Raw genomic sequence first — 25,207 nt, forward strand, 5'->3', positions numbered from 1 at the left:
ATTATTTACTCCTTGCTTTCTTGCGGAGGGTGTAGGCAAGATTAGACAGTTTGTAAAGGAATGGATGCACAGGCAAGTTAAACTCACCGATGAATTCTTCGATAGTTGGGTCGAATTTTGATTTAAAACTGTAGAGACCGCCGGAGAAGTCATTTTCAATCCCCCCCATATTTTGCCAAGTCATACCACGGTCAAAAGCGTGCTGAGCTGTTTCGAACCAGGTATAAATGGGTGCTTGGTAGGTCTTAAAATGGTCATCCATACCAGCATAGATATTCTCAGAAGTATCTCCAAATTCAAGAGAAATGGTTGCTGCGATAGGAATGAGGTCGCGTTGAGCAGCTGCTTGAGCTTGGTTGAGAAATTGCTTTTCTTTAGTCAAACGCTCAATTGTTTTCGTATTGTTGTCAATTTTAGATTGGCGTGTTTTCTCAGTGAAATTGGCTTTTTCGCTTTCTGCCTTGTCAAGTTCTGTCTGAATCTTGTTGAGACGCTTGGTCACATTTAGAAAAGCCATTGTGACGTAGGAATTTTCGGGGTAGGTTGTCAATAATTTTTGATAGTAATCCAAACCACGCAGGCTAATGCCTTTACGTACTTCAGTTTTTTTCATCAATTCAGCGAAATCTGCTAGCAATTCAGTACCGCCAAAGTGAATTTCGACATCTTTGTTTTGTGAGGTGCGAATGACTTGACGTGTTTTTTTAGGCATGGCCTCTAGGCTAAATGTTTCTGCATAGAGATTAGCCTGAAAACGTGGCTGAATATTTTCAGCTAGGTCAGTCGTACGTCCAACCCAGTCAGCGCCAGCTTTTTTCAAATTGTCGATAGCCTTGAGTCCTTCAGTGTTATCAGCATTTTCAGCGAAATCAGCAGGTTTGCCTTTTTTTAGGAAAATGGCTGGGTCAAATTTAACAAAGAGGGTTTTTTCTTTTTTGCCGATAGCCTTGAGGTCAGTCATGACCTGTTTGACATGGTCTAGATTGTTGTAGTCCATGATTGGTCCGCGAGGAATGTAGAGCATGGTAAAGCCTAGCGGTAGGGGCTGGATAAGAATGCTTGCGCTAGCAATTTGCTTACCAGCAGCATCGAAAAATCCAACACGCTTATTGCCCCAAGTGTCCTTGATTTTTGCCCAATCTGAGGATTGGAGGAGGTTGGTTTGTTGAGAAGTTTTAGCGAAATCATCATGCGCTGAGGCAGATATTTCTTGATACATATGACGTCCTTTCTGAGAGAAACGAGTGGCAGAAAAGACAAGATAAAGAGACGAGATTAGGATTTTGGTTCCACACTCGTTTCTCTATCGCAACTGTTTAATCTGCACTGGTTAGTGAGAATGGGCTTTCTTTTTACGATAGTCGTAGGCAAAGTTAGCCAATTTGTAAAGCGGTTTATTGATTGGGAGGTTAAATTCACCAATGAATTCTTCGATGGTTGGGTTGAAGTTGCTCTTGAATTTGGTCAAGCCGTCATCAAGGGTTCCTTCGACACCACCCATGTTGGCCCAGATGATACCATCTTGGTAGGCATCTTCAAAGACCTTGGGATAGAGAGAATATTGGGGATAGAATTTCTTGAAATCCTCATTCATCCCTGCATAAAGCATTTCCATGACATTGCCAAAACGGACAGAAAGAATCCCTGCAATGACCAAATCATCTGGGTATTCTTTGACGTACTCTTCAAATTCTGTGATGTATTTTTGAACAGAATTTTGTTGCTGAGCTAGCTTGGTCAAGCGTTTCTTTTGATTTTCAGCTGTTTCTGCCAAATCTTTTTCGATTTGTGCCAACTGTTCTTTGTACTGTGCTAAACGTTCGTGGAGATTGACGCGAGCCAAGTGAAGGTAGGCATCATCGCCGTAGATGGTCATCATCTTGCGGAAGTAGTCTTCGTTTCGGAGGGCGACTCCCTTACGATTTTCAGTCAATGCAACCACATCAGCGAAAGTTTTAATATCATCAAGGCTACCACGATTGGTCTTGACCCCACGATTGATGGCATCTTTCATAAGACGTTTGGTGTGTTTAGGGAAGGTTGCCAGTATGTCTTCTTGGGTGTAGACATTGGCTTGGTAACGTGGCTGAATGCTTTCAGCAATCGTTGTCGTTTCCCCAGTCCATTCAGCGCCAGCTTTTTCTAGATTAGCAATGAATTGGCGTACCTGTGCATTTTCAGTGGCTGTGTCCACTTCATCAAGTTTATATTGACGAAGAAGCAGAGCTGGGTCAAATTTCGCAAATAAGGCGTGTTTTTTCTTGCCGAATTGCCTTATAGTCTTGAGCACAAAATTCACCAAATCTCGGTTTCCATAGTCCATGATGGGACCGCGTGGAATGTAGAGCATGGTGAAGCCTAAGGGCAGTTGTTTGATAAGAATAGAGGCTGTCGCGACCATCTGGCCGTCTTGATAGAAGCCGATGCGTTCATTGCCCCAATTATCTTTTAGCTGTGCCCATTTGGCTGATTGAAGTAAGTTTGTTTGTTGAGAGGCTTTGGCAAAATTGTCATGTTCCTCTTCTGAAATCCCAATTTTCGAAGTAAACATTTTAGTTTAGTACCCATTGACGTAGTGCGTAGGCTACGCCACTTTCATCATTTGATTTGGTAATGTATTTTGCAATTTTTTTGAGCTCAGGGTTGCCGTTTTCCATGACAACGGGATTGCCGACAACTTCAAGCATGGCACGGTCGTTTTCTTCGTCTCCGATTGCCATGGTTTGGTCAATGCTAAGCCCCATTTTTTCAGCCAAGTGAAGGACAGCATTGCCTTTGCTAACCGTTTTAGGCATGATTTCCAAATAGAATGGCGTTGATTTGACGATGTTAAAACGGTCGTAGTATTCAGCTGGAATCTTAGCGATAGCGGCATTCAAAAGCTCTGGTTCATCAATCAGCATCATTTTGACAATATCCTTACCGACCATTTCTTCTGGTGTGCGGTAGAAGATTGGCATGCTGACGAGAGTTGATTCGTGAACGGTGTATTTACCGATGTTGCGATTGGCGGTGTAGATGCCTTCCTTGGTGATAGCGTGCATGTGGACACCGAGCTTACGCGCTAGAAATTCAACTTCCATATAATCATCGTAGGACATGCTTTCCTTGATAATATCTTCACCAGTCGCAACATCCTGAACAAGACCACCGTTAAAAGTGATAATATAGTCGCCATCTTCGTTGAGCTTAAGGTCATCAAGAAGTTGGTGAACGCCAGCGATTGGACGACCAGTTGCGATAACGACTTTCACGCCTTGTTTTTTAGCGTCTTGCACAGCTTCAAAAACCTCAGGAGTGATTTCTCTTTTACTGTTGACCAGTGTGCCGTCAATATCAACAGCCACAAGTTTAATTGACATTATGATTTTCTCCAATTTTTCATGTTTCTCAAAAAAATATCCAACTGCTATTTTACTAAAAATATGGCTTTTTGTCATGGTTCAATCGTTGATGGATTTGGATTGAAGCTGTCATTTTTAATGTAGCGGCCAAAGCTTGTCTTAACATCCGCAAAGAGGTCGTCCGCGCGCAGCATTTCCTTTGGAAAATAGAAACGACGGTCGCCGTGGACAGAGCCTGTCAGTGCCTGAACGATAGGGGAAAGGCTTGATAATTCAGCCAAACTACCGTCTTTTTGGATAATTTTAATCTCTGTTCGAGGATTGCTATGCTCGGGACGATAGATGTCGTAAGGCAGGTCAAAATTGATATGAATTCCTGTGTAGTATTCTGGGTCAAAACCAACCTGTGCCACCAAATCACGCAAAACAGCCAACTTTTCCTCGTCAACCTGGTCAAAAAGGACAGACTTAAAAACCTTGCGATTGATAAAGCGACTAGCCAAATCCGCCAAAATATCATCATCGCTAGTCATCCAAGTTTGAAAATAGGTGTTCATAACCCCATCGTCCAGCGCCAAATAATCCTGAAGCGTGTTGCTCTCCTCAAAGAAAGGAATCAGGTGTGGCGAGCTTTGTTGGAAAAAATGGGGCTGAGCTGGGTAGAGGTGTTTAGCCCTGTGCAAAAGTTTTTGTAAGAGGAGCTCCATAGCTCTGCTGGCAGGGTGAAAATAAACCTGCATATACATCTGAAAGCGACTGACAATATAATCTTCCACCGCGTGCATGCCATTACGCGAAAAAGCAATACCGTTTTCAATGGGGCGAATGACCCGCAGAATACGAGTCAAATCAAAATTGCCATAAGAGGCCGCAGTATAGTAAGAGTCCCGCAAAAGATAGTCCATGCGGTCACAGTCAATCTGACTAGAAATCAGCTCCACAACCTGCTTGTTGGGATAAGTGTGGTTGATGACGCTAGCCACTTTTTCTGGAAAATCAGGCGCCACCTTAGTCAGAATGGCATTGATTTCCGTCTCAGGATTGGTGATGATTTCTCGGGTATAGGCTTCGTGGTCGGTATCAAACAGATGCTCAAAAGTGTGCGAGTAAGCACCGTGCCCAATGTCGTGAAGGAGGGCAGCCACCATGGTGAGCAACGACTCGTCAGGATTCCAGACATCCGTGTACTGCTTGTCAAAAATCTCAGTGACCTTGCGCGCCAATTCGTAGACGCCTAGGCAATGAGAAAATCGGCTGTGCTCGGCACCATGAAAGGTAAAAGAAGTTGTCGGCACCTGCTTAATACGACGGAGACGTTGAAACTCTCGGCTGTTGATGAGGTCGTAGATGGTCTGATTATTAACGTGGATATAGTTGTGAACTGGGTCACGAAATACTTTTTCATTCATACCACTAGTATAGCAAAAATACGCTAAAATATGGCTTAAGAGCAGTAGCAGATTAGCTTAAAAAGCCTAGCTGTTTTTTTAAATAAAAGGGACAAAATTGAAAGCTAGCGCAAAAATTGATAAAATGGACTTAGTCTAAAAAGAAAGAGTTATCTATGAAATTAGAAATTAACAACAAAATCAATTTGGGTGACCAGACGGAGTTGGTGCACGAAGTGCATGACTGTCAGGTGGTCGAAAAAGGTGAGTCGCTCTATATCACCTACATCAATTCTGAGAAGGAAAAGGTGGTCATCAAGTGTCAGGAGCAGGAATTGACCATGACCCGCTATTCAAATCCTAAGTCAATCATGCGATTCCACAGCGAGTTTCCCGCACTTGTCGCCATTCCGACCCCGCTTGGTATCCAGCAGTTGAAAACAGAAACCAGTCATTTTGTGACACATTGGGATGACCAGCGCGTGCGCATTGACTATGACCTCAAACAGGCTGAGACTGATGCCTTGTTTGCTGCTTATGAATTAGAATTGAAGTGGTATTAAAATGGAAGAAACGAAAAAAGAAGGTATGGCTAGTGTCATCGCTGCGCTAGTTGCCAATATTCTGGTAGCAATTTCCAAGTTTGTCGGCTTTATCCTATCAGGCTCTACTGCCATGATGAATGAGTCCATCCACAGTGTGATTGACTGTGGTAATCAGATTTTGCTCTTGGTCGGTGACCGTAAGGCTCACCATCAAGCTAGCGACCGCCATCCCTTTGGAGAAGCGCGTGCCAAGTATTTTTACTCAACCATCGTTGCCATGATGCTCTTCTTTGCTGGGGGCGCTCTTGGTATCATGGAGGCTGTTGAAAAACTCTCATCACCTGGCGAGCACGGCGTGGAAAATGCAGGGGTTGTGCTAGGTATCTTGGTTTTTGGCATGATTGTCGAAGGTTCCAGCCTTCGCGTGGCTTTCAAGGAAATAGCAAAGCTGAACAAGGAGAAACTGCCACTCATCCGTTTTTTAAAAGAAAGTCGTCATTCAGAGATTTTAATTATTTTTGCGGAAGATAGCTGCGCGGTAGTTGGACTGGTACTGGCTTTGCTAGGAACAATTTTGACTATGGTGACCGACAACGCCATGTTTGACGCCCTCTCAGGTCTCCTCATCGGAATCATGCTCTGCTTGGCAGCCCTCTTCTTGGCGCGTGAATTTTACAGCCTCTTAATTGGTGAAAGTGTGACCGATGCTGACCTAGCCACTATCCGCAAATCCTTTGACCGCAAGGAGGTCAAACATTTGATTGACATCAAAACCATCCACCTAAGCGCGACAGACATTATGGTGACTGCGAAAATCGAAGTGGACACCGAATGGTTACCAGAAGCATCGGTGGTCATCAATGACATCGAACGCCAAATTCGCAGCAGCATTCCAGACTACAAGATTTACATCTACATCGAAACGGACAAGTATCTAGAAGATTATCACCGCGAGTAGCTTTAGGCACAGCTCAAGCCCAACACAAAGTCCCTCATTAGGAATCATCTCCTAGTGAGAGGCTTTTTTTGTGTCGGAAGTCTAGTCAAATAAGTTTGCCGCAGTTTTGCAGGAAGGTCTCGCTGGGGCAATTAGTGTCTCGCAAATTATCGTGACACCAGCTCCGGGGGCAACTGCATTTCGCAATTTTGCGCGGGGTCAGCTTTGGGGGTAACTGGCATTTCGCAAATCATCGCAGCGCCAACTCCTGGGGCAACTGGTGTTTCGCAAATTATCGCGAGGTCAGCTTTGGGGCAACTGGCGTTTTGCAATTTTGCGCGAGAGCTAGCTCTGGGGGGAGCTGACGTTTTGCATTTTCCGCGTGAGCTATTTCTAACAATCAAACAAGGTGATTGATTTTCTTAGTTCTTCCTTGAACATGGCTTGCGCGTATGCCTGATAATCCTCCCGTTTCTTCACTAAATTATAGCGTTTGCTGAGGTTACAAGTTCCTGTGGGATTATAGTCGGGGTGCTTGTTGACGAAGTCGATGGTCATGTCCCATTCTCTGCGGTAACCTAGCGGTCTGGAATGATAAGTGACCCCGTCAATAGCGACATCACCATAAGACCTATGGGCGTGTCCGAAAACCACATCCTGAATACCATGCTGCTGAAAGAGGTCATGGAAGGCTTGACTGCCCAAAAAGGCGTTGAAGCGCTCAAAGCGTGGATGGGTCATGGTGAAATGCTCGTGCGGCACAAAGTGCATGGCCACAATGGTGTTTTGAGGCTCCAGCTGACTGAGTTTGTCATCAAGCTGCCCCAGTACCTTCTGCGTAATCTGTGGGTCGGACAAGTTTCGGTTGAGCCTGCGGTCAAACCAGAGGGCATTCTTGGTGCGGAGATTTTTGTCCACCGATACCTCTGGATAAAAGCTGTAATCATACCAACCATGAAAAGCTAAAAGCTGTTTTTGCCCAATCTCATGCAACTGAAAATCCATTTGCTGAATATCTGCTTCCGCCATCCCCAACATGTCATGGTTTCCCAGGTTGTAGGTCACTGGAAAGAAGCTCTGCAATTTTTCCACAAAAGGAAGAGAGAACTCCTCGAAGTGGTTGGAAATATCGCCAGCCAGGTGCAGGTGGTCAACGTCCAGCTCTTGCAGGGTATTAATGAGGGTCTCCGTCTCGAAAGCGCCGAAATCATTGAGGTCAATGTGCAGGTCGCTCATAATTGCTAGTCTAGTCATAGCTCATATTTTAGCACAAAGCTGTTAAAATCGTTACAATTTGTCACCTCTTTGCCTTGTATCTGGCACACTTTTCCCTTAAAATAGAAGTATGGATATTAAGGCAGAGATTCAGAAATTGGCCAAGGAGATTGGCATTTCAAAGATAGGTTTCACAACCGCAGATAATTTTGAGTATCTGGAGAAATCGCTGCGCGCTGCAGTTAAGGAAGGTCGCAACTCCGGATTTGAACATAAGGTCATCGAGGATAGGATTTATCCAGAACGACTATTAGGGTCGGCTAAGACCATCATTTCCATTGCAGTTGCCTACCCCCACAAGCTGCCAGTCGCTCCGCCCAAAACCCAGTACAAGCGTGGCAAGATTACCCCCAATTCTTGGGGCTTGGACTACCATTATGTGGTGGGCGAAAAGTTGGAAAAGCTGGCGCGTGGCATTGAAGACCTCTGCGCAGACTTTCCAGTAGAGCAAAAAGCTATGGTGGACACGGGGGCTCTTGTGGACACAGCTGTTGCCCAGCGAGCTGGCATCGGATTTATTGGAAAAAATGGGCTAGTCATCTCAAAAGAATATGGCTCTTACATGTTCTTAGGGGAACTCATTACCAATTTAGAAATTGAACCTGACCAGCCAGTTGATTACGGTTGTGGGGATTGCCGTCGTTGTTTGGATGCTTGTCCGACCTCCTGTTTGATTGGTGATGGCTCCATGAATGCTAGACGTTGCTTGTCTTTCCAAACGCAGGACAAGGGTATGATGGACATGGAATTCCGCAAAAAAATCAAGACTGTCATCTATGGCTGTGACATCTGCCAGATTTCCTGTCCCTATAACAAGGGCATTGACAATCCGCTGGCGACAGACATTGACCCAGAATTGGCTCAACCAGAACTCATCCCATTCTTGGAGTTGTCAAATGGCCAATTCAAGGAAAAATTTGGTATGATTGCAGGTTCTTGGCGAGGAAAAAATATTCTGCAACGCAATGCCATCATCGCTCTAGCTAATGTCCATGACCGAACGGCTATAGTCAAACTGATGGAAATTATTGATAAAAATAATAACCCCATCCACACCGCGACAGCCATCTGGGCACTCGGTGAAATCGTCAAAAAACCAAACGATGACATGATTGATTTCATGAAAAATATCAAACTCACCACCGAAGACAGCCAAAAAGAATGGGAACTCGTCCGCTTAAAATGGCAATTCTAACAGAGATGTGGTAAAATTAGCACAGACTGTGCGCCATTCACAGACACACTATTCTCAAAAGAAATCTGAAAACAGCGCCAGCAATCAAGGCGAACAAAGTGAGCCGACAAAGATATTTTCCGCCGTGGTGATATGCCAAGTAGCAAATTTTGCTACTTGGCACGGAAATTTGGAGACTTCGGCTCCAAATTTAGGGATGTTCTGACAGTTTGGGAGACTGTCAGAGGTTGGAGATGAGAAAAACGAAGTTTTTTTCATTCGTCCGAATGGGGTTTGCTTGCGTCCGCCACCACCTAAGGAAAATATCAAAACTAAATAAAAAGAGGTAGAAAACCATGGAAGTGGCTGAAATCCGCCAAAAAATAGTAGAAAATCAAGAGAAGTTGACTAGCTTCAGGAGGTCTCTTTGACTTAGATCGTTTGGAAGAGGATATTGCTCTCCTAGAAAACCGAATGACTGAGCCAGACTTCTGGAATGACAACATTGCGGCCCAAAAAACGTCGCAAGAATTGAATGAACTAAAAACGACTTACGAAACCTTCAATAACATGCAGGAATTATCTGATGAAATAGAACTCTTGCTTGAAATGTTGGACGAAGACGAGTCGCTTCAAGAAGAATTAGAAGAGAATCTTGAAAAGCTAGACAAAATCATGACTAGCTACGAGATGACCCTCCTCTTGTCAGAACCTTACGACCACAACAATGCCATTCTGGAAATTCACCCAGGGTCAGGTGGTACCGAGGCTCAAGACTGGGGTGATATGTTGCTTCGTATGTACACCCGTTTTGGTAATGCCAACGGCTTCAAGGTTGAAGTTTTGGACTACCAAGCAGGTGATGAAGCTGGTATCAAGTCAGTGACCCTCTCATTTGAAGGACCAAATGCCTACGGTCTTCTCAAATCAGAAATGGGTGTCCACCGCCTGGTGCGTATCTCACCCTTTGACTCAGCTAAACGCCGTCACACATCTTTTGCTTCTGTGGAAGTCATGCCAGAATTAGATGATACCATTGAAGTTGAGATTCGTGATGATGACATCAAAATGGATACCTTCCGTTCAGGTGGTGCAGGTGGTCAGAACGTCAACAAGGTTTCAACCGGTGTTCGCTTGACCCACATTCCAACAGGTATTGTTGTCGCGTCAACGGTCGACCGTACTCAGTACGGAAACCGTGACCGCGCCATGAAGATGCTTCAAGCCAAGTTATACCAAATGGAACAAGAGAAAAAAGCGCAAGAAGTGGACGCTCTCAAAGGTGATAAGAAAGAAATCACTTGGGGAAGCCAGATTCGCTCCTACGTCTTTACGCCTTACACCATGGTCAAGGACCACAGAACTAACTTTGAAGTTGCGCAGGTGGACAAGGTCATGGATGGCGACATCAACGGCTTTATCGATGCTTATCTCAAATGGCGCATCGCAGACTAATTAAATAAAGGAAATATTATGGCACTTATTGAAATGACAGATGTTACCAAGAAGTATCATCGCTCAACAACTGCCCTCCGCGACATTAACGTGTCCATCAACCAAGGTGAATTTGTTTACCTGGTTGGTCCGTCAGGGGCTGGTAAATCAAGTTTCATCAAATTGCTCTACCGTGAAGAAAAATTGACTTCAGGGAGCATGCATGTTGGTGAATTTAACATGAATAAACTCAAAAAACGTGAAATTCCAATTTTACGTCGTAGTATCGGAGTTGTCTTCCAGGACTACAAATTGCTTCCGACTAAGACTGTTTATGAAAATGTGGCTTACGCCATGCAAGTTATCGGTGAAAAACGCCGTAACATTAAAAAACGTGTTCCAGAGGTACTTGAACTCGTTGGTCTTAAATCAAAAATGCGGTCGTTCCCAGACCAATTGTCTGGTGGTGAGCAGCAACGTGTGGCTATCGCGCGAGCTATTGTCAACCATCCAAAACTCTTGATTGCGGATGAACCAACTGGTAACTTGGATCCAGAAATTTCTTGGGAAATCATGCAATTGTTGGAACGTATCAACCTTCAAGGGACGACTATTTTGATGGCGACCCACAACAGCACTATTGTGAATGCCCTTCGCCACCGCGTTATCGCTATCGAGGATGGTCGCATTGTTCGTGATGAAGAGGAAGGAGACTACGGCTACGATGATTAGTAATTTTTTCCGACACCTATGGGAGTCAATTAAAAACCTCAAACGCAATTTTTGGATGACCTTTGCCTCAGTCTCAATGGTGACCTTCACCTTGACCTTGCTTGGCATCTTTGCAGGCGTCCTGATGAACGTTACCCGCATCACAACGGCTGCTGAAAATAATATCAAAATCAATGTTTACTTGGATTATGGCTCAACAGATAATTCCAAAACAAAAAAAGATGCTGGTGGAGCTACCGTTGATAACGGGGATTATCACAAGATCTATGACCAAATCAAGTCAATTTCTGGTGTTAAATCAGTTACTTACTCTAGCAAAGAAGAGCAGTTGAAGAAGGTGCAAGAACAGTACGGAAGCGACGTCTTTGATGACCAATACAAGGACAGCTTGCAAGACGCCTACATCGTTCAAACCACCTCATCAGCAAAAGTCAAATCTGTTAACACAGCTATCAAGAAAATCGAAGGTGTCGATACGACCAACTATGGTGGTGTTGATTCTGACCGACTCTTTAACATCGCTAAGCTCATTCGTGTTTGGGGATTGGCAGGAACGGCTGTCTTGATTGTCATTGCTATCTTCTTGATTTCAAATACTATCCGTATGACCATCATGGCTCGTAAACGTGATATTGAAATCATGCGTTTGGTGGGTGCCAAAAATTCTTATATCCGTGGCCCATTCTTCTTTGAAGGTGCCTGGGTTGGATTGCTTGGAGCTATCATCCCATCATTGATTATTTACTTTGGCTATACTTATATCTACAACACAGCCAATGCACAGTTACAATTGGAAGGAATGTCTCTTTATCCGACTAACCTCTTCTTCCCAGCTGTGATTGGTGGCTTGTTCATTATCGGTATTATCATCGGTTCATTAGGGGCTATTCTCTCAATGCGCCGTTACCTTAAAATTTAATCATAGAAAAAACGATCTCAGCTTTGGGATCGTTTTTATGGTTATTGATTTGTTATAAAGGATGACATAAGTTGTACGACTTGTCTTTCCTGTTCATCTTGAGTGATGGTTGCTGTGCCATCGCCTTTTTGGTGACCGTAATTACCAAATTGTCCGTGGTTACCGCCCTTGATGGTCTGGTAATCGGTTGATTTGGGCAAACGTTTTTTGGCAGTCTTGTAATTATTCCATTTGAGCACCTTATCTTGACTTGCGGTGATGGATAGCACTCTTAGCTTGCTCTGAGCTAAATTGGTCTTTTGAGATGGATAGCTGGCTAGTAAAATGAGACCCTTGACTGCCTTGTCTTTGGCGTTCATGCTTGCAACGACGCCTCCCAGCGAGTGACCAGCCAGATAGACATTCTTCAAATGTTTAGTATTGATGACTTGGTCTGCTTTTTTACTGGCTAGGACTGGCAGATTTAGGGGCGTTTTTAGGATGTAGGTGCTGATGCCATGATTGGTGAGTTTGGCTGCGAGGCCTGCATAGCTAGTTTCCTCAACCAAGGCACCTTGATAGAAGACTAGTGTCGCCTGTTCCTTGCCCACTGCCTTAAAATAGAAGTAATCATTGAACTGCTCGGCTTTTTGGGCAAAGGCTTGCGCTTTGAGGACAGGACGGTAGGTCTGGGTATAAAGCGTTGCGGAGCCAATTCCCAAAAGAACCAGCAAAATGAGGACAAGACTGAGGATAATTTTTCTTAGTTTTGTCATGATTTAAAGAAGGGGTTCAGATTTTTTTCGTGGGCAATGGTGGTCTTCATGCCGTGACCTGGATGGACGCTGTAGTGGTTGGGGAGGGTGAAGAGTTGCTGGCGGATGCTAGCGATGAGCGTGTCAAAGTCACCAGTCGGCAAGTCTGTCCGCCCGATAGTTTCCCGAAAGAGGGCGTCGCCTGAAAGCACCAATTCATCATCAGGGAAGACGATTGAGACACCACCTTGAGAGTGTCCAGGTGTTTCACGAATGCTGAAGTGAAAACCTGAAATCTTGTAGTTTTTTGTGGCATCGAAATAATGCTCAGCTGGGCGCGTGATGACGTCATCCAAATCCGCATGACGAGGAAGACCAGACAAGTTATCCACCGGAGATTGAAGCCAAGAGGCTTCTTTTTCAGAGACATAGACCGGTGGATTGTCAAAATTATCTCGAACTAAATCAAGGCTCATGATGTGATCGTAGTGGGTGTGGGTCAGCAAAATAGCTGCAACTGGCTTGTTAAAAGATTGAATTTTTGCCACAATCTCCTGACCATTACTGCCGGGATCGACAATAATAACCGCTTCTTGATTGACCAAATAGTAAGTATTCTCACTGGCAACAGTGTTCATTGTTTTATAAATTTCCATAGCAGTATTAGTGTAACAAATTTTTGTATTTTTTGAAAGGGGATACAGATGTTTTAAATAATAAAGTGAAAAATTCTGAATTTTTCACAAAAGTGATTGACATTGTTATTCCTAATATTATAAAATGTGAACATTTTCATGAGGATGGGTTTAAAGTTGGAATTTTAGATTATAATGCAGAACTGGCACAAGCTGCGGTTGAAAAAATCTCAGTCGAAGATGCCTTTGCTGTGGTTGCTGATGTGTCAAAACGTGACCAAGTTTTCGATGCTTTCCAAAAAGTTGTAGAACATTTTGGTGATTTGAACGTTGTTGTCAATAATGCTGGGGTTGCACCTACAACACCACTGGATACGATTACAGAAGAAACATTTTCATGTGCTTTTGCCATCAATGTCGGTGGTACTATTTGGGGTTCACAAGTTTCGCAAAAACATTTCCGTGAGCTTGGACACGGTGGTAAAATCATCAATGCAACCTCACAAGCTGGTTGCGAAGGTAACCCTAATTTGACTGTTTACGGTGGAACAAAATTTGTAGTTCGCGGGATTACTCAAACATTGGCTAAAGACTTAGCACAAGAAGGAATTACGGTTAATGCTTATGCACCTGGTATCGTTAAAACACCGATGATGTTTGACATTGCTCATGAAGTAGGTAAGAATGCTGGTAAAGATGACGAATGGGGCATGCAAACATTTGCCAAAGCTATCACCCTTAAACGTTTGTCAGAACCTGAAGATGTGGCTAATGCTGTCGGTTTCTTAGCAGGAAAAGATTCAGACTACATCACTGGGCAAACGATTGTTGTTGATGGTGGTATGGTTTTCCATTAAAAATTGGTTTGAGCTGAGGGTAACCTCAGCTTTTTTCACGCAATAAGCACAATATTCAGAAAATTATAGAAAATACTAGTTTTTTATGTTAAACTTAAAGAAAAACAAGGAGAATTGTTATGACTAGACCTATGAATTTTGTGATGATTTCACCACATTTTCCGACAAATTTTGAAACCTTTGCCCAACGCCTGCATGAGGGTGGTTTTCATACACTTGGTATTGCGGATACGCCTTATGACCAGTTGAGTCAAGGGCTGCGCGATAATTTGACAGAGTACTACCGTGTGGATAACATGGAAGATTACGACCAAGTCTACCGTGCGGTGGCTTACTTTGCCCACAAATACGGGCGCATTGACCGTATCGAATCTCACAATGAATATTGGTTGGAGTTGGACGCTAAATTGCGTACAGATTTCAACGTTTTCGGTTACCACAATGAAGACATGTTGTCTATCAAGACTAAACGCCAGATGAAGGAAATTTTCCGTGCCAATGGTTTGAAAGTGGCTGCTGGTGATACCTTCCATTCTGATGATGAAGCGCGTGCTTTGGCTAAAAAACTTGGTTTCCCAGTCATCATCAAGCCAAATTCAGGTGTTGGTGCCTCAGACACTTACAAAATCAAGTCTGAACAAGAATTGGAAGATTTCTTTGGTTACAAGACTGAAGGTGTCGAGTACATCATGGAAGAATTCATTGATGGTGACATCGTGACTTTTGATGGCTTGACAGACCATGAGGGCAACATCGTTTTCTATTCAAGCTTGGAATACTCAGAAGCTGTGCTTGATACGGTGGAAAAAGATGGGGACATGTTCTACTATGTGCCACGCGAAATTTCTGAAGAATTGGTCAAACTTGGCAAGATTTGTGTCAAAGCTTTCAATGTTAAAGAACGTTTCTTCCACTTTGAATTTTTCCGTGTGAAAAAGACCAAAGAACTCATGGCCTTGGAAGTTAACTGCCGTCCACCAGGAGGCTTGACCATCGACATGTGGAACTACGCTAATGATTTTGACGTTTTCAAAGAGTATGCCAATATTGTCCGTGATAACCTCTTTGAAGCTGACATTCAACGTCCTTACAACGTAGTCTACATTTCACGCAAGGCTAATCAACATTACGCTCATAGCCTAGATAGTATTTGGCAAGAGTTTGGCGACAAGATTATCTCTATCCAATCTGTCCCAGGTGTCTTTGCCAAAATCATGGGTGAAAATGGTATCCTAGCTCGCACGCAAACCATGGAAGAAATGCGTGAGCTGGTGCAATTTGCCCAAGCCAAAGTAAAAGAATAGGAGATTGTTATGAAATTTCAACAACGCAGTCACTGGTCGGGCGAACTCGGTCGTGAGATGTCTTTTAATGTTTATGGACACGCCGGCAAACCCGTCATCGTTTTCCCATCATCAGGTGGTAGCCAAAATGAATACGGCGATTTCGGCATGATTGAAGCCTGTCAGGACTTCATTGACCGTGGCTTGGTGACTTTTTACACACCAGATTCTTATGACAATGAATCATGGCTCAACCTCTGGAAATCTGGACACGACGTGGCACTAGCCCACGAAGCCTACGACCGCTATATCATCAATGAATTGGTTCCGCTCATCCGCTACGAGTCTAACTGGCAAGGACCTTTGATGGTGACAGGATGCTCAATGGGAGCCTTCCACACCATCAACTTTGCCCTTCGCCATCCCGATGTCTTCAATGTGGCTGTCGCTTTGTCAGGCGTTTACGATGTCCGCTTCTTTACAGGAGACTTCCACAATGATGATGTCATCTATTACAATTCACCAATCGATAATTTGTGGAATCAAGAAGACCCTTGGTTCTTAGACCAATATCGTCAAAACAGATTTATCGTCGCTGTTGGTCAAGGTGCCTGGGAAGAACCCCACATCCAAGACACTCACCGCCTAGAAGCTGCCTTTGAGGCTAAATCAATTCCAGGCTGGTTTGATTATTGGGGAGACGATGTTGCCCACGACTGGGAATGGTGGCGCGTGCAGATGCCATACTTCCTAGCTTGTCTGGAAGATGAAGGACGTTTGCGTTAAAAATAGAAAACGAGGTTAAGACAAACCTCTATATTACAACCACAACTACATAAAGACTAAGAACAAAGCCCTGCATTAGGTGAATCCTAGTGAGGGGCTTTTGTATCGCTCTATTCTCAAAAAAATCAGTCTGTTGTTCAAAAACAATAGGTCAATTCTCAGAGAATCACGCTGTTGTCAATGAACAATGAACCAATTCCGAGAGAATCAGTCTGTTGTTAGCCAACATCACTAAAACTTCACGTGAATAAAAGTGATGTTAGTAAGCGTGAGAAAAAATTCATAAAGGGAACTAACCCATCAACTGAATATGAAAATAACCTGCAAGTACAGCCTGCAAGTTATTTTGTATGTCTGTTCTCATTCTTTCAACGTAAAGTGTAAAAATTCCAGAAAATGGTCAGCCCAGTATTTTTCGTGATGGATTTCATTTGCTTTAATCAGCAGTTTGATGTTTTCCATAGCTGTGCCTGTTTTGAGGAGGGATTGGTAGTAGTGGAGGGTGCAGTCGATGTAGGCTTGGTTCATGTTTGGTGTAAATTCTTCATCGGTTGCATCGCCTTCCTTGGTGCCAACTTGGATGAAGACTTTAGTGCTTGGCGCCAGCGGATGACTATCCATAAAACGCAAGAAATCGCGCTCGCTAAACCATGAGGCAAGAGAGAAGACGCCTAGATTACCAAAAACCTGAGGATAGGCTGCGCCCATGTAGGCAGTGATGATACCGCCCATGGAAGAACCCGCTAGAAGGGTGTGTTCTGGGTCAGGTTTGGTGCGGTAGTGGCTGTCGATAAAGGGTTTGACAGTGTTGACCACCCATTCTCCATAAGCCATGCCGTCTCCCCCAACGCTAGCGGTGTCAGGCGTCGTGCCCACATCAGTCATCCAAGGTGCATATTCGTTGAGACGGTTGCCCTCGGCATTATCAATCCCGACAACGATGACTTTAGGAAGTTCCTTGTTGAATTTAATGGTTGGGATGATTTTCCAAGAATAGCCAGAGAATGATTCCTTGCTGTAGAAGATATTTTGCCCATCGTGCATGTAAAGAACAGGGTATGACGCCCAATCTTCCTTGGCATAATCCTTAGGAAGAAGCACACGAATGCGACGGTCTTCATCATAATAGGGCACATGCAAGTAGTGTTCTTCCATTTCTAGATAATAATTATTGAGTTTCGTTTTTTTAACCATAAGCGCTCCCAAAATAATGCTTTTTCATTAGTATAACATAAAAGAGAAAAATTTGTCTGATAATTTTAAGGAGAATGAGGGTAGTTATCTCAGAAAAATAATCTGCATCATGCTATTTCTAAAAACATGATATAATAGAATCACTATGACCAAGACAAAACGAAAATATGCGGTAGTAGATTTGGAGGCGACCAGTGCTGGTACCAATGCTACCATTATTCAAGTAGGCATTGTCATTATTGAGAATGGCAAGATTACCGATACCTTTGAAACGGATGTCAATCCCCATGAAAAACTAGATGACCATATTATCCATTTGACGGGAATTACCGATGAGCAGTTGGCACAGGCACCAGATTTTGGTCAGGTTGCTTATAAGATTTATAGCCTGATTGAGGACTGCATTTTTGTGGCTCACAATGTCAAGTTCGATGCTAATTTGCTAGCGGAGCAACTCTTTTTTGAAGGCTACGAACTGCGGACGCCACGCGTGGACACAGTTGAATTGGCGCAGGTTTTTTACCCAACGCTTGAGAAGTATAATCTCGGTGCGCTAGCCAACGCCTTGGACCTTGATTTAGAGGATGCCCACACCGCCATCGCTGATGCCCAAGCGACCGCTCAACTATTTCTTAAAATGACTGATAAAATGAAGCATCTGCCTAAGGAATTGCTGGAGCGCCTTTTGGATTTTGCGGATAACCTGCTTTTTGAGAGCCGTTTGGTGCTGGAGGAGGCTTACGCGGAGGCTGATTTGATGGACGTGGCGGACTACGTCGAATGGCAGGGCTTGATTTTGCGAAAGCAGAGGGAGCCCCTGCCGACGCGGAAATTATCGACCGACTTCGCTCTTAACATGGGACTTCTTGGCATGGATGCAAGAAACCAGCAAAGCCAGTTTGCAGACCTTGTCGAGCAAGTTTATGACCAGCCAGAAACCAGTTTCTTGCAGGCGCAAGCAGGTCTAGGCAAGACTTATGGCTATCTTTTGCCCTTACTTGCCATGTCGCAGGATGAACAGATTATCGTGTCCGTGCCAACCAAAATTTTGCAGGACCAAATCATGGCAAATGAAGTGAAGAAGATTGAGGATGTTTTCCATATCTCGGCAACCAGTCTCAAGGGTCCATCCAACTACATTAAGTTGGATGTTTTCTACGCTAGTTTGCAGCAGGAAGACAGCAATCGTCTGGTCAACCGTTATAAAATGCAACTTTTGGTTTGGTTGACCGAGACTGAGACAGGGGACTTGGACGAAATCAAGCAGAAACAACGTTTTGCCGCTTATTTTGACCAAATCAAGCATGACGGCGATTTAGAAGCCAGTTCTCTGTTTGCAGATTTGGATTTTTGGCAACGGCGGTATGACCTCGCTAGCCAGAGCAAGCTCTTATTGACCAACCACGCTTATTTTTTGGAGCGGGTTCAGGATGACAAGGCTTTTGCTAAGGATAAGGTGCTGATTTTTGATGAGGCACAAAAGCTGGTCTTGACGCTCGAGTCTTTTTCCCGCGGTCAGCTCAACCTGACCCAAGATTTGCAGACCATGAGCAAGCTCCTCACTAGCCCTCTGCCTCTCTTACAGCGCCGTCTCTTGGAGAATCTCTCCTTTGAGCTCAGCCATTTAGCAGAGAATTTTTATCAAAATGGGCTGGCGCAGATTGATAGCGACCACATGGACCGACTTAGAAACAGCGTTCAAGCCCTAGAAGTTCCCAGTCTGGAAAAAATGGAAGAGTTCTTCGCTCTGCCATTCACAGTTTTTTGGTTTGAAACTGAACAGAGTGCTGACAAGCGCTTGACCTTGTTGAAGGGGGCGCGTGAGGATTTGTTAGACTTTCAAGCCTTCCTGCCTGAAACGCGCAAGACCTACATGATTTCGGCAACTTTGGATATCAGTCCGCAGGTGAGTTTGCCTGATTTGCTGGGCTTTGACCAGATTAGTTATGGTCGGATTCCCCACCACATCAACCTCAATCAGAAGATTTGGGTGGACAAGACTATGCCAGATGTGAGCACTTTGAGTTCTGAAGATTATGCCTTTGAAATCGCTCAGCGCTTGACTGATTTAAGGGAGCTTGGTCAGCCGATTTTGGTTCTTTTTACAGCCAAGCAAGCCATGTTTGCTGTTTCTGATTTGCTGGAGCGTGCGGAAGTTAAGCATTTGACTCAGGAGAAAAATGGCACAGCCTACAACATCAAGAAACGCTTTGACCGTGGGGAAACAAGCTTATTGTTGGGGACTGGAGCCTTCTGGGAAGGTGTCGATTTTGTCAATGCAGACCGTATGATTACTGTAGTGACAAGGATTCCTTTTAACAATCCCAAAGACATGTTCGTTCAGAAACTCAATCAATACTTGTCATTACAAGGGAAAAATGCTTTTTATGATTACTCGCTTCCCATTGCCATTTTGAAATTAAAACAAGCAATCGGACGGACCATGAGACGAGATGGTCAGAAATCGGCAGTGCTGATTTTGGACAGCCGTATCCTATCCAAACATTACGGTCCAGTGATTTCGCAAGCACTGGAAGAAGAATTTCAACTTTCCTACGAAAAATTTTCAAGCTCCTTAACTGAAATGGCAGAATTTTTGCTATAATAGAGAAGATAATGTATAGAGGAGAAGAAAATGACAAAATTAAGCCCATGGAAGCAGTATCTGGTGGGATTTTTAGCTGTTATAATCGCACTCCTTATATCGGTAACTGTGGTATTTCATCTTTCCATGAAACCTCGTAGCCAAGCAAGAGCGACAGCATTCTCAGTAGCCAAAAAACATGCAAGCCTTCAAACTATGTCAAGATTTGACCTTTACCATGGCAGTTCAACTTATTACACCGTTTTTGGTAAGACCAAAGATGGTCAGGAGAAGATTGTTCTCATCGGTGAGGCGGATAAGAAGGTCTATGTTTATGATGCTAGTGAGGGCATTAGTCGGACAAAAGCGCAAGCCATTGCCAAGAAAAATGGTGCAAAAAATCCTGATAAAGTTCTTTTCGGCTACAGTGAGGACAATCCAATTTGGGAAGTTAGAGCCACAAACGGCTATTATCTCATTAATTTTAAAACAGGCGAGCTCATGAAAAGGGAGGGCTTATGACGAAATTATCTCAACGTGTTTTGAACATGGAAGAAAGTGTCACATTGGCTGCTGGTGCGAAAGCTAAGGCTTTGAAAGCTCAAGGACGAGACATACTTAGCTTGACTTTGGGGGAACCAGACTTTGTAACACCAAAGAATATTCAGGATGCAGCTATCAAGGCTATTTCAGATGGTCGCGCTAGCTTTTACACACAGGCTAGTGGTCTGCCAGAAATGAAGGCGGCTGTGAATAGTTATTTTGAAAAATTTTATGGCTATTCAGTGGCTCCAAATCAAGTGGTTGTGGGAACTGGTGCCAAGTTTATTCTTTACACCTTCTTTATGACGGTCATCAATCCAGGTGACGAGGTCATTATCCCAACACCTTACTGGGTTTCTTACGCTGATCAAGTCAAGATGGCTGAAGGAAAGCCAGTTTTCGTTCAAGCGACAGAAGCCAACCACTTCAAAGTGATGGTGGACCAGCTTGAGGCTGCACGCACTGACAAGACTAAGGTGCTCCTACTCAACAGTCCATCTAATCCGACAGGGACGATTTATTCAGCAGATGAGCTCCGTGCGATTGGAGATTGGGCTGTGGCGCATGATATCTTGATTTTAGCAGACGATATCTATGGCCGCTTGGTTTACAATGGCAATAGCTTCACACCGATTTCAAGTTTGTCGGACGACATTCGTAAGCAGACCATTGTTATCAATGGCGTCTCTAAAACCTATGCCATGACTGGCTGGCGCGTTGGTTTCGCGGTTGGTGATGAAGAGATTATCGCAGGAATGGCAAAAGTTGTCAGCCAAACCACTTCAAACCTCACAGCGGTGTCACAATATGCAGCTACCGAAGCACTAACAGGACCGCAAGATTCTATCGAAATCATGCGTCAGGCCTTCGAAGAACGCCTCAATACCATTTATCCACTGCTTTGTGAAGTACCAGGATTTGAAGTGGTTAAACCACAAGGTGCCTTCTACCTCTTTCCAAATGTTAAAAAGGCCATGGAAATGAAAGGCTACACTGACGTGACAGACTTTACCAATGCTATTTTAGAAGAAGCAGAGGTTGCTCTAGTTACGGGAGCAGGTTTTGGTGCACCTGAAAATGTCCGCCTCAGCTATGCCACAGACCTAGATACCTTTAAAGAAGCTGTTAAACGCTTGAAAGATTTTATGGAGAACTAGGATGAATCTTAGGAAGTTAAGTTTAGGCTTGCTTGTTTCAGTTACTTGCCAGCCAAAACTTGAAACAAATAAGCTGCTTGCTTACTTAGATAAAGTAGGGAGCTACTCCTATAAGACGGTTAATTAGGACTTCAATCTCCAAGTGGCATCTAATGCTACAACCGGCTATGAATGGGTCGTAGAAGATGTTCCTAAAACTTTAAAATTGGAGAAACTAACTTATCATGATTATCCTTCGGATATGACAGATGGGAAGGTTGGTCAAGGTGGGTATAGCCAGTTAATCGGAAAAGTTTTGAAAAAAGGAACCTACCACTTTTATATGACCTATAAACAGCCTTGGAAAGGCGGTCAAATAGATTCTCGCTACGAGGTTCAAATTAGGTCAACTAAGAATAAGAGTCTCCATATTTCCATGAAGAAAATATCACTAAAAAATAAGGATTAAGAAAGAGAAAGTTTGAAAAAAGATAAAAGCTAATTGATTTATTGTTTACCCTAATTTTGAGCACACTAAAGAGAGGTCTTGAGACCTGATTTTTGACATTAATTGACATTGAATCTGTGTTGTTGTGCAAAATGAATAGCGTCTTGAATAGACATTGTTTTATCAGGATTTCTGATTTCGGTTAGCCCTTGTAGAAGATGATTGTAGTCTTCTTGTTTTCGTAGCACTTGGTAAATAGAAACGAGTAATCTTCGACAAATAGCGATAATTGCTTTTCGGTGTTCACGGCGCTTCTTAAGTTTAAGATACTTATTTCTCAATTCTGAATGTTTGTCAGACTTGACGACAGCGTTGGCAATTTGAACAAGGAAGGGGTTGAGGTATCTCCCACCTTTGGAAATGCGAGTGGAATATTTCTTTCCGGTACTTTCGTTGTTAGTTGGGACTAAACCTGCCCAAGAACAGAGTTTACCAGCTGAGTCAAAGACTGTCATAGCGCTACCAATCTCTGAGATGATTCTAAGAGCGGACAATTCATCTTTGAATCCAGGTACGGTTTGAATCAGTTTAACTTGATTTTGATAGTCTTGTCCCAGTTCCCGAATCATCTACTCTAGGTCCTCTTTACAGATTGCTAAGGCATCGTAATACGCTTTGATAACTCTGATTTTCTCAGCTTGTTCGGGTGTCACATCGCCATCCATAGCGATTTCCAAGTCTTGGAGTTTATTCTTCATTCTCTTGTGAACCAGCTGCTCAATATTTGGTTTGTTTTCCGGATTGTCAAGGATGCTTTTGATAATAGCTTGAGCACTTTTTCCGAACACATCGGAAACGACACTTGCAATTTGAAGGTTAGACCAAGTGAGACAATTCTGATAGCGATTTTTCTCACTGACTTGAAGTTGTGTTAACTTCATGCGATAGCAAAAGAGGTCGGCTATCCATTGAGCATCTTTCTTGTCGGTCTTTTTTCCTCGAATCGCTTTGACATACTTTGGGTGAGCTAAGCAGATAGAGCAGGATTCTTCGAGGATATTGAAAACAGGAATCCAGTTCGCGTAGCTGAATGAGACCATTGGTAAAGGTTGAGAAGCGTTTACGATGGTACTCAGTGATTCCTTGCTTGTTGGTGATGGCAATAACTGCTACGACAAAGGTTTTATGGACATCAATCCCACAACAATTAGGGTAAACAAGATTAACATAAGGGGTCTCTCTTCATCAATATTTGAGAAGTCCCTATCTCTTGACTGCTCATTCCTTACACAAACGAGTCGTTTATCCAATTATAAGTTTACGTGCTCTTAGTCACAGTTAGTTGTGCTTGATGGAATGGGCTACACCTATAAGAATGCGAGGTAGTGGTGTACCACTCACTTACTCTCCTCCCCGTGATTTGTAGTAGTGATAGGTCTTCTCCCTTATATTATAGACAAAAACAAAAAGTACAGCACCTTTTCATTCAGTGCTGTGCCTTGAGTGAAACGAAAGGAATGAATTATAAACATGACACAAAAATTAGTATCAATCATTGATGTCCCTAAGCACGTAGGTGAAAAAGTTACCATCGGTGCTTGGGTTGCCAACAAATCAGGAAAAGGTAAAATTGCCTTTCTTCAACTTCGTGACGGGACTGCTTTCTTCCAAGCAGTTGCTTTCAAACCAAACTTTATCGAAACATTTGGTGAAGAAGAAGGTGCTGAAAAATTCAATACTATCAGACACCTTAGCCAAGAAACATCAGTTTATGTAACTGGTATTGTTAAAGAAGATGGACGTTCAAAATTCGGTTACGAATTGGATGTGACAGACATCGAAATCATCGGTGAATCTGTTGATTACCCAATCACACCAAAAGAACACGGTACAGATTTCTTGATGGATAACCGTCACTTGTGGTTGCGTTCACGCAAACAAATGGCTATCATGCAAATCCGTAACGCCATCATCTATGCAACATACGATTTCTTCGACAAAAATGGCTTCATCAAATTTGATAGCCCAATCTTGTCAGGAAATGCGGCTGAAGATTCAACTGAATTGTTCGAAACAGACTACTTCGGAACACCAGCCTTCTTGAGCCAATCAGGACAACTTTACCTTGAAGCAGGTGCTATGGCCCTTGGACGCGTATTTGACTTTGGACCAGTTTTCCGTGCTGAAAAATCTAAAACTCGCCGTCACTTAACTGAGTTCTGGATGATGGATGCGGAATACTCATTCCTTAGCCATGACGAATCACTTGACCTTCAAGAAGCTTATGTCAAAGCTCTTATCCAAGGTGTTCTTGACCGTGCACCACAAGCGCTTGAAATCATGGAACGTGATGTAGAACTCTTGAAGAGCTACGTTGAAAAACCATTTAAACGTGTGTCTTACGATGATGCCATTGATCTTCTTCAAGAACATGAAAACGATGAAGACACTGACTACGAACACGTTGAACACGGTGACGACTTTGGTTCACCACACGAAACTTGGATTTCAAACTACTTTGGTGTGCCAACATTCGTTGTTAACTATCCAGCAAGTTTCAAAGCCTTCTATATGAAACCTGTTCCTGGTAATCCAGAACGCGTTGTTTGTGCTGACCTTTTGGCACCAGAAGGTTACGGAGAAATCATCGGTGGTTCAATGCGTGAAGAAAACTACGATGCTCTTGTTGCTAAAATGGACGAACTCGGCATGGACAAATCAGAATACGAATTCTATCTTGACCTCCGCAAATACGGTTCAGTCCCACACGGAGGATTCGGTATCGGTATCGAACGTATGGTAACCTTCGTAGCTGGAACAAAACACATCCGTGAAGCCATCCCATTTCCACGCATGTTGCACCGTATTAAACCATAATTTACTTGACATAAATAAGAACGACAATCGCTTGGTTGTCGTTCTTTTGGGCTCTTTGTCAACTGTAGTGGGTGACGAAAAGCTAACATCTAGAGAGGACCTGATAGGTCTTCTCTTTTTTTATGTTCAGAGTGATGAAAACACGCTTCCTAAAGTTAATAAAGTTTCTAAAACCGAAGCCCAGACGTTTAATATCTTTGATAAGCTTATTGGTCCCCTCCAATTTTGCATTTGAGTAATGTGTTTCTAGTGCGTTTTTGATGTATTGTTTGTGTCTAAGAAAGGTTCTAAAGACAGTTTTGAAGTAGTGATTGACCTTGCTTATATTCTCCACTATTAACTCAAAAAACTCATCTACCCTCTTCTCTTGAAAGTGAAACAG

The 25,207-nt window shown here is 43.4% G+C and carries 22 protein-coding genes and 2 pseudogenes; 14 read left to right on the forward strand and 10 right to left on the reverse strand.

Annotated features, from left to right (window positions below; genetic code table 11):
- Position 1 precedes the first annotated feature (1 nt).
- The 4 genes from IYQ92_RS05080 to IYQ92_RS05095 all read right to left on the reverse strand — a co-directional run bounded on the left by IYQ92_RS05080 (position 2) and on the right by IYQ92_RS05095 (position 4,753).
- Positions 2-1,219, reverse strand: a complete 1,218-nt coding sequence (locus tag IYQ92_RS05080; RefSeq protein WP_195675647.1) for an aminoacyltransferase — start codon at positions 1,217-1,219, stop codon at positions 2-4.
- A gap of 111 nt (positions 1,220-1,330) precedes the next feature.
- A complete protein-coding gene (locus IYQ92_RS05085; RefSeq protein WP_195675648.1) occupies positions 1,331-2,551 on the reverse strand; it encodes an aminoacyltransferase in 1,221 nt (406 codons plus the stop codon).
- Position 2,552: 1 nt separating this feature from the next.
- The gene (gene yidA / locus IYQ92_RS05090; protein WP_195675649.1) at positions 2,553-3,362 is read right to left on the reverse strand and encodes a sugar-phosphatase; all 810 of its coding nucleotides are present in this window, start codon (positions 3,360-3,362) and stop codon (positions 2,553-2,555) included.
- 74 nt (positions 3,363-3,436) lie between these two features.
- Positions 3,437-4,753, reverse strand: coding sequence for an HD domain-containing protein (locus IYQ92_RS05095; RefSeq protein WP_195675650.1), 1,317 nt, complete (start codon positions 4,751-4,753; stop codon positions 3,437-3,439).
- 155 nt (positions 4,754-4,908) lie between these two features.
- Between IYQ92_RS05095 and IYQ92_RS05100 the strand changes: the two genes are divergently transcribed.
- Positions 4,909-5,295, forward strand: a complete 387-nt coding sequence (locus IYQ92_RS05100) for a DUF1934 domain-containing protein (protein ID WP_195675651.1) — start codon at positions 4,909-4,911, stop codon at positions 5,293-5,295.
- Between the two features lies 1 nt (position 5,296).
- On the forward strand, positions 5,297-6,235 hold the full coding sequence (locus IYQ92_RS05105; protein ID WP_195675652.1) for a cation diffusion facilitator family transporter: 939 nt from the start codon (positions 5,297-5,299) through the stop codon (positions 6,233-6,235).
- 372 nt (positions 6,236-6,607) lie between these two features.
- On the opposite strand, the gene IYQ92_RS05110 is transcribed toward IYQ92_RS05105, so the two are convergent.
- A complete protein-coding gene (locus IYQ92_RS05110) occupies positions 6,608-7,468 on the reverse strand; it encodes a metallophosphoesterase (RefSeq protein WP_195675653.1) in 861 nt (286 codons plus the stop codon).
- A 91-nt stretch (positions 7,469-7,559) separates the two neighbouring features.
- On the opposite strand from IYQ92_RS05110, the gene queG reads away from it, so the two are divergent.
- From queG to ftsX, 4 genes are all read left to right on the forward strand, one after another.
- A complete protein-coding gene (gene queG, locus IYQ92_RS05115) occupies positions 7,560-8,684 on the forward strand; it encodes a tRNA epoxyqueuosine(34) reductase QueG (protein ID WP_195675654.1) in 1,125 nt (374 codons plus the stop codon).
- A gap of 335 nt (positions 8,685-9,019) precedes the next feature.
- Positions 9,020-10,118, forward strand: a protein-coding gene (gene prfB / locus IYQ92_RS05120; protein ID WP_195675655.1) for a peptide chain release factor 2 whose coding sequence is annotated in 2 segments (ribosomal slippage) — positions 9,020-9,091 and positions 9,093-10,118 — 1,098 coding nt in all. Because the reading frame shifts where the segments join, the coding sequence is not laid out codon by codon here.
- Positions 10,119-10,136: 18 nt separating this feature from the next.
- Positions 10,137-10,829: a cell division ATP-binding protein FtsE gene (ftsE, locus tag IYQ92_RS05125; RefSeq protein WP_195675656.1), complete on the forward strand. Its 693-nt coding sequence runs from the start codon at positions 10,137-10,139 to the stop codon at positions 10,827-10,829.
- Positions 10,822-11,748, forward strand: a complete 927-nt coding sequence (gene ftsX / locus IYQ92_RS05130) for a permease-like cell division protein FtsX (RefSeq protein ID WP_195675657.1) — start codon at positions 10,822-10,824, stop codon at positions 11,746-11,748. The genes ftsE and ftsX overlap by 8 nt, the downstream gene beginning before the upstream one ends.
- A 41-nt stretch (positions 11,749-11,789) precedes the next feature.
- Here ftsX and IYQ92_RS05135 read toward each other — a convergent pair whose 3' ends face one another.
- Both IYQ92_RS05135 and IYQ92_RS05140 read right to left on the reverse strand, forming a co-directional pair.
- The gene (locus tag IYQ92_RS05135) at positions 11,790-12,503 is read right to left on the reverse strand and encodes an alpha/beta family hydrolase (RefSeq protein ID WP_195675658.1); all 714 of its coding nucleotides are present in this window, start codon (positions 12,501-12,503) and stop codon (positions 11,790-11,792) included.
- Positions 12,500-13,138, reverse strand: coding sequence for an MBL fold metallo-hydrolase (locus IYQ92_RS05140; protein WP_195675659.1), 639 nt, complete (start codon positions 13,136-13,138; stop codon positions 12,500-12,502). The genes IYQ92_RS05135 and IYQ92_RS05140 overlap by 4 nt, the downstream gene beginning before the upstream one ends.
- Positions 13,139-13,230: 92 nt before the next feature.
- Here IYQ92_RS05140 and IYQ92_RS05145 point away from each other — a divergent pair, with 92 nt between their 5' ends.
- From IYQ92_RS05145 to IYQ92_RS05155, 3 genes are all read left to right on the forward strand, one after another.
- The gene (locus IYQ92_RS05145; RefSeq protein WP_420705748.1) at positions 13,231-13,974 is read left to right on the forward strand and encodes a (S)-acetoin forming diacetyl reductase; all 744 of its coding nucleotides are present in this window, start codon (positions 13,231-13,233) and stop codon (positions 13,972-13,974) included.
- A 119-nt stretch (positions 13,975-14,093) separates the two neighbouring features.
- Positions 14,094-15,278, forward strand: coding sequence for an ATP-grasp domain-containing protein (locus IYQ92_RS05150; protein ID WP_195675660.1), 1,185 nt, complete (start codon positions 14,094-14,096; stop codon positions 15,276-15,278).
- Between the two features lie 9 nt (positions 15,279-15,287).
- Entirely contained in the window at positions 15,288-16,043 is a 756-nt protein-coding gene (locus IYQ92_RS05155; protein ID WP_195675661.1) for an esterase family protein, read from the forward strand.
- A 360-nt stretch (positions 16,044-16,403) separates the two neighbouring features.
- On the opposite strand, the gene IYQ92_RS05160 is transcribed toward IYQ92_RS05155, so the two are convergent.
- Positions 16,404-17,237 (reverse strand): alpha/beta hydrolase, encoded by an 834-nt coding sequence (locus tag IYQ92_RS05160; protein WP_195675662.1) that lies wholly within the window; start codon positions 17,235-17,237, stop codon positions 16,404-16,406.
- 145 nt (positions 17,238-17,382) lie between these two features.
- Here IYQ92_RS05160 and IYQ92_RS05165 point away from each other — a divergent pair, with 145 nt between their 5' ends.
- The 4 genes from IYQ92_RS05165 (at position 17,383) to IYQ92_RS05180 (ending at position 21,969) form a co-directional block, all read left to right on the forward strand.
- Positions 17,383-19,842 carry a bifunctional DnaQ family exonuclease/ATP-dependent helicase gene (locus IYQ92_RS05165; RefSeq protein WP_195675663.1) on the forward strand — a complete coding sequence of 820 codons (2,460 nt, stop codon included), beginning with the start codon at positions 17,383-17,385 and terminating at the stop codon, positions 19,840-19,842.
- 30 nt (positions 19,843-19,872) lie between these two features.
- Positions 19,873-20,343: a DUF5590 domain-containing protein gene (locus IYQ92_RS05170; RefSeq protein WP_195675664.1), complete on the forward strand. Its 471-nt coding sequence runs from the start codon at positions 19,873-19,875 to the stop codon at positions 20,341-20,343.
- Positions 20,340-21,521, forward strand: coding sequence for a pyridoxal phosphate-dependent aminotransferase (locus tag IYQ92_RS05175; protein ID WP_195675665.1), 1,182 nt, complete (start codon positions 20,340-20,342; stop codon positions 21,519-21,521). Before IYQ92_RS05170 ends, IYQ92_RS05175 begins: the two co-directional genes overlap by 4 nt.
- Before the next feature lie 142 nt (positions 21,522-21,663).
- On the forward strand, positions 21,664-21,969 hold the full coding sequence (locus IYQ92_RS05180; protein WP_195675666.1) for a protease inhibitor I42 family protein: 306 nt from the start codon (positions 21,664-21,666) through the stop codon (positions 21,967-21,969).
- A 98-nt stretch (positions 21,970-22,067) separates the two neighbouring features.
- Here IYQ92_RS05180 and IYQ92_RS10495 read toward each other — a convergent pair.
- Positions 22,068-23,145 (reverse strand): annotated as a pseudogene (locus IYQ92_RS10495) (IS110 family transposase).
- A gap of 333 nt (positions 23,146-23,478) precedes the next feature.
- On the opposite strand from IYQ92_RS10495, the gene asnS reads away from it, so the two are divergent.
- Positions 23,479-24,825 carry an asparagine--tRNA ligase gene (gene asnS, locus IYQ92_RS05190; protein WP_195675667.1) on the forward strand — a complete coding sequence of 449 codons (1,347 nt, stop codon included), beginning with the start codon at positions 23,479-23,481 and terminating at the stop codon, positions 24,823-24,825.
- An 89-nt stretch (positions 24,826-24,914) separates the two neighbouring features.
- On the opposite strand, the pseudogene IYQ92_RS05195 reads toward asnS, so the two are convergent.
- Positions 24,915-25,207 (reverse strand): annotated as a pseudogene (locus IYQ92_RS05195) (transposase); the annotation flags it as partial.

Origin of the sequence: Streptococcus sp. HF-1907 (assembly GCF_015594605.1) — a bacterium.
Lineage (GTDB): Bacteria > Bacillota > Bacilli > Lactobacillales > Streptococcaceae > Streptococcus.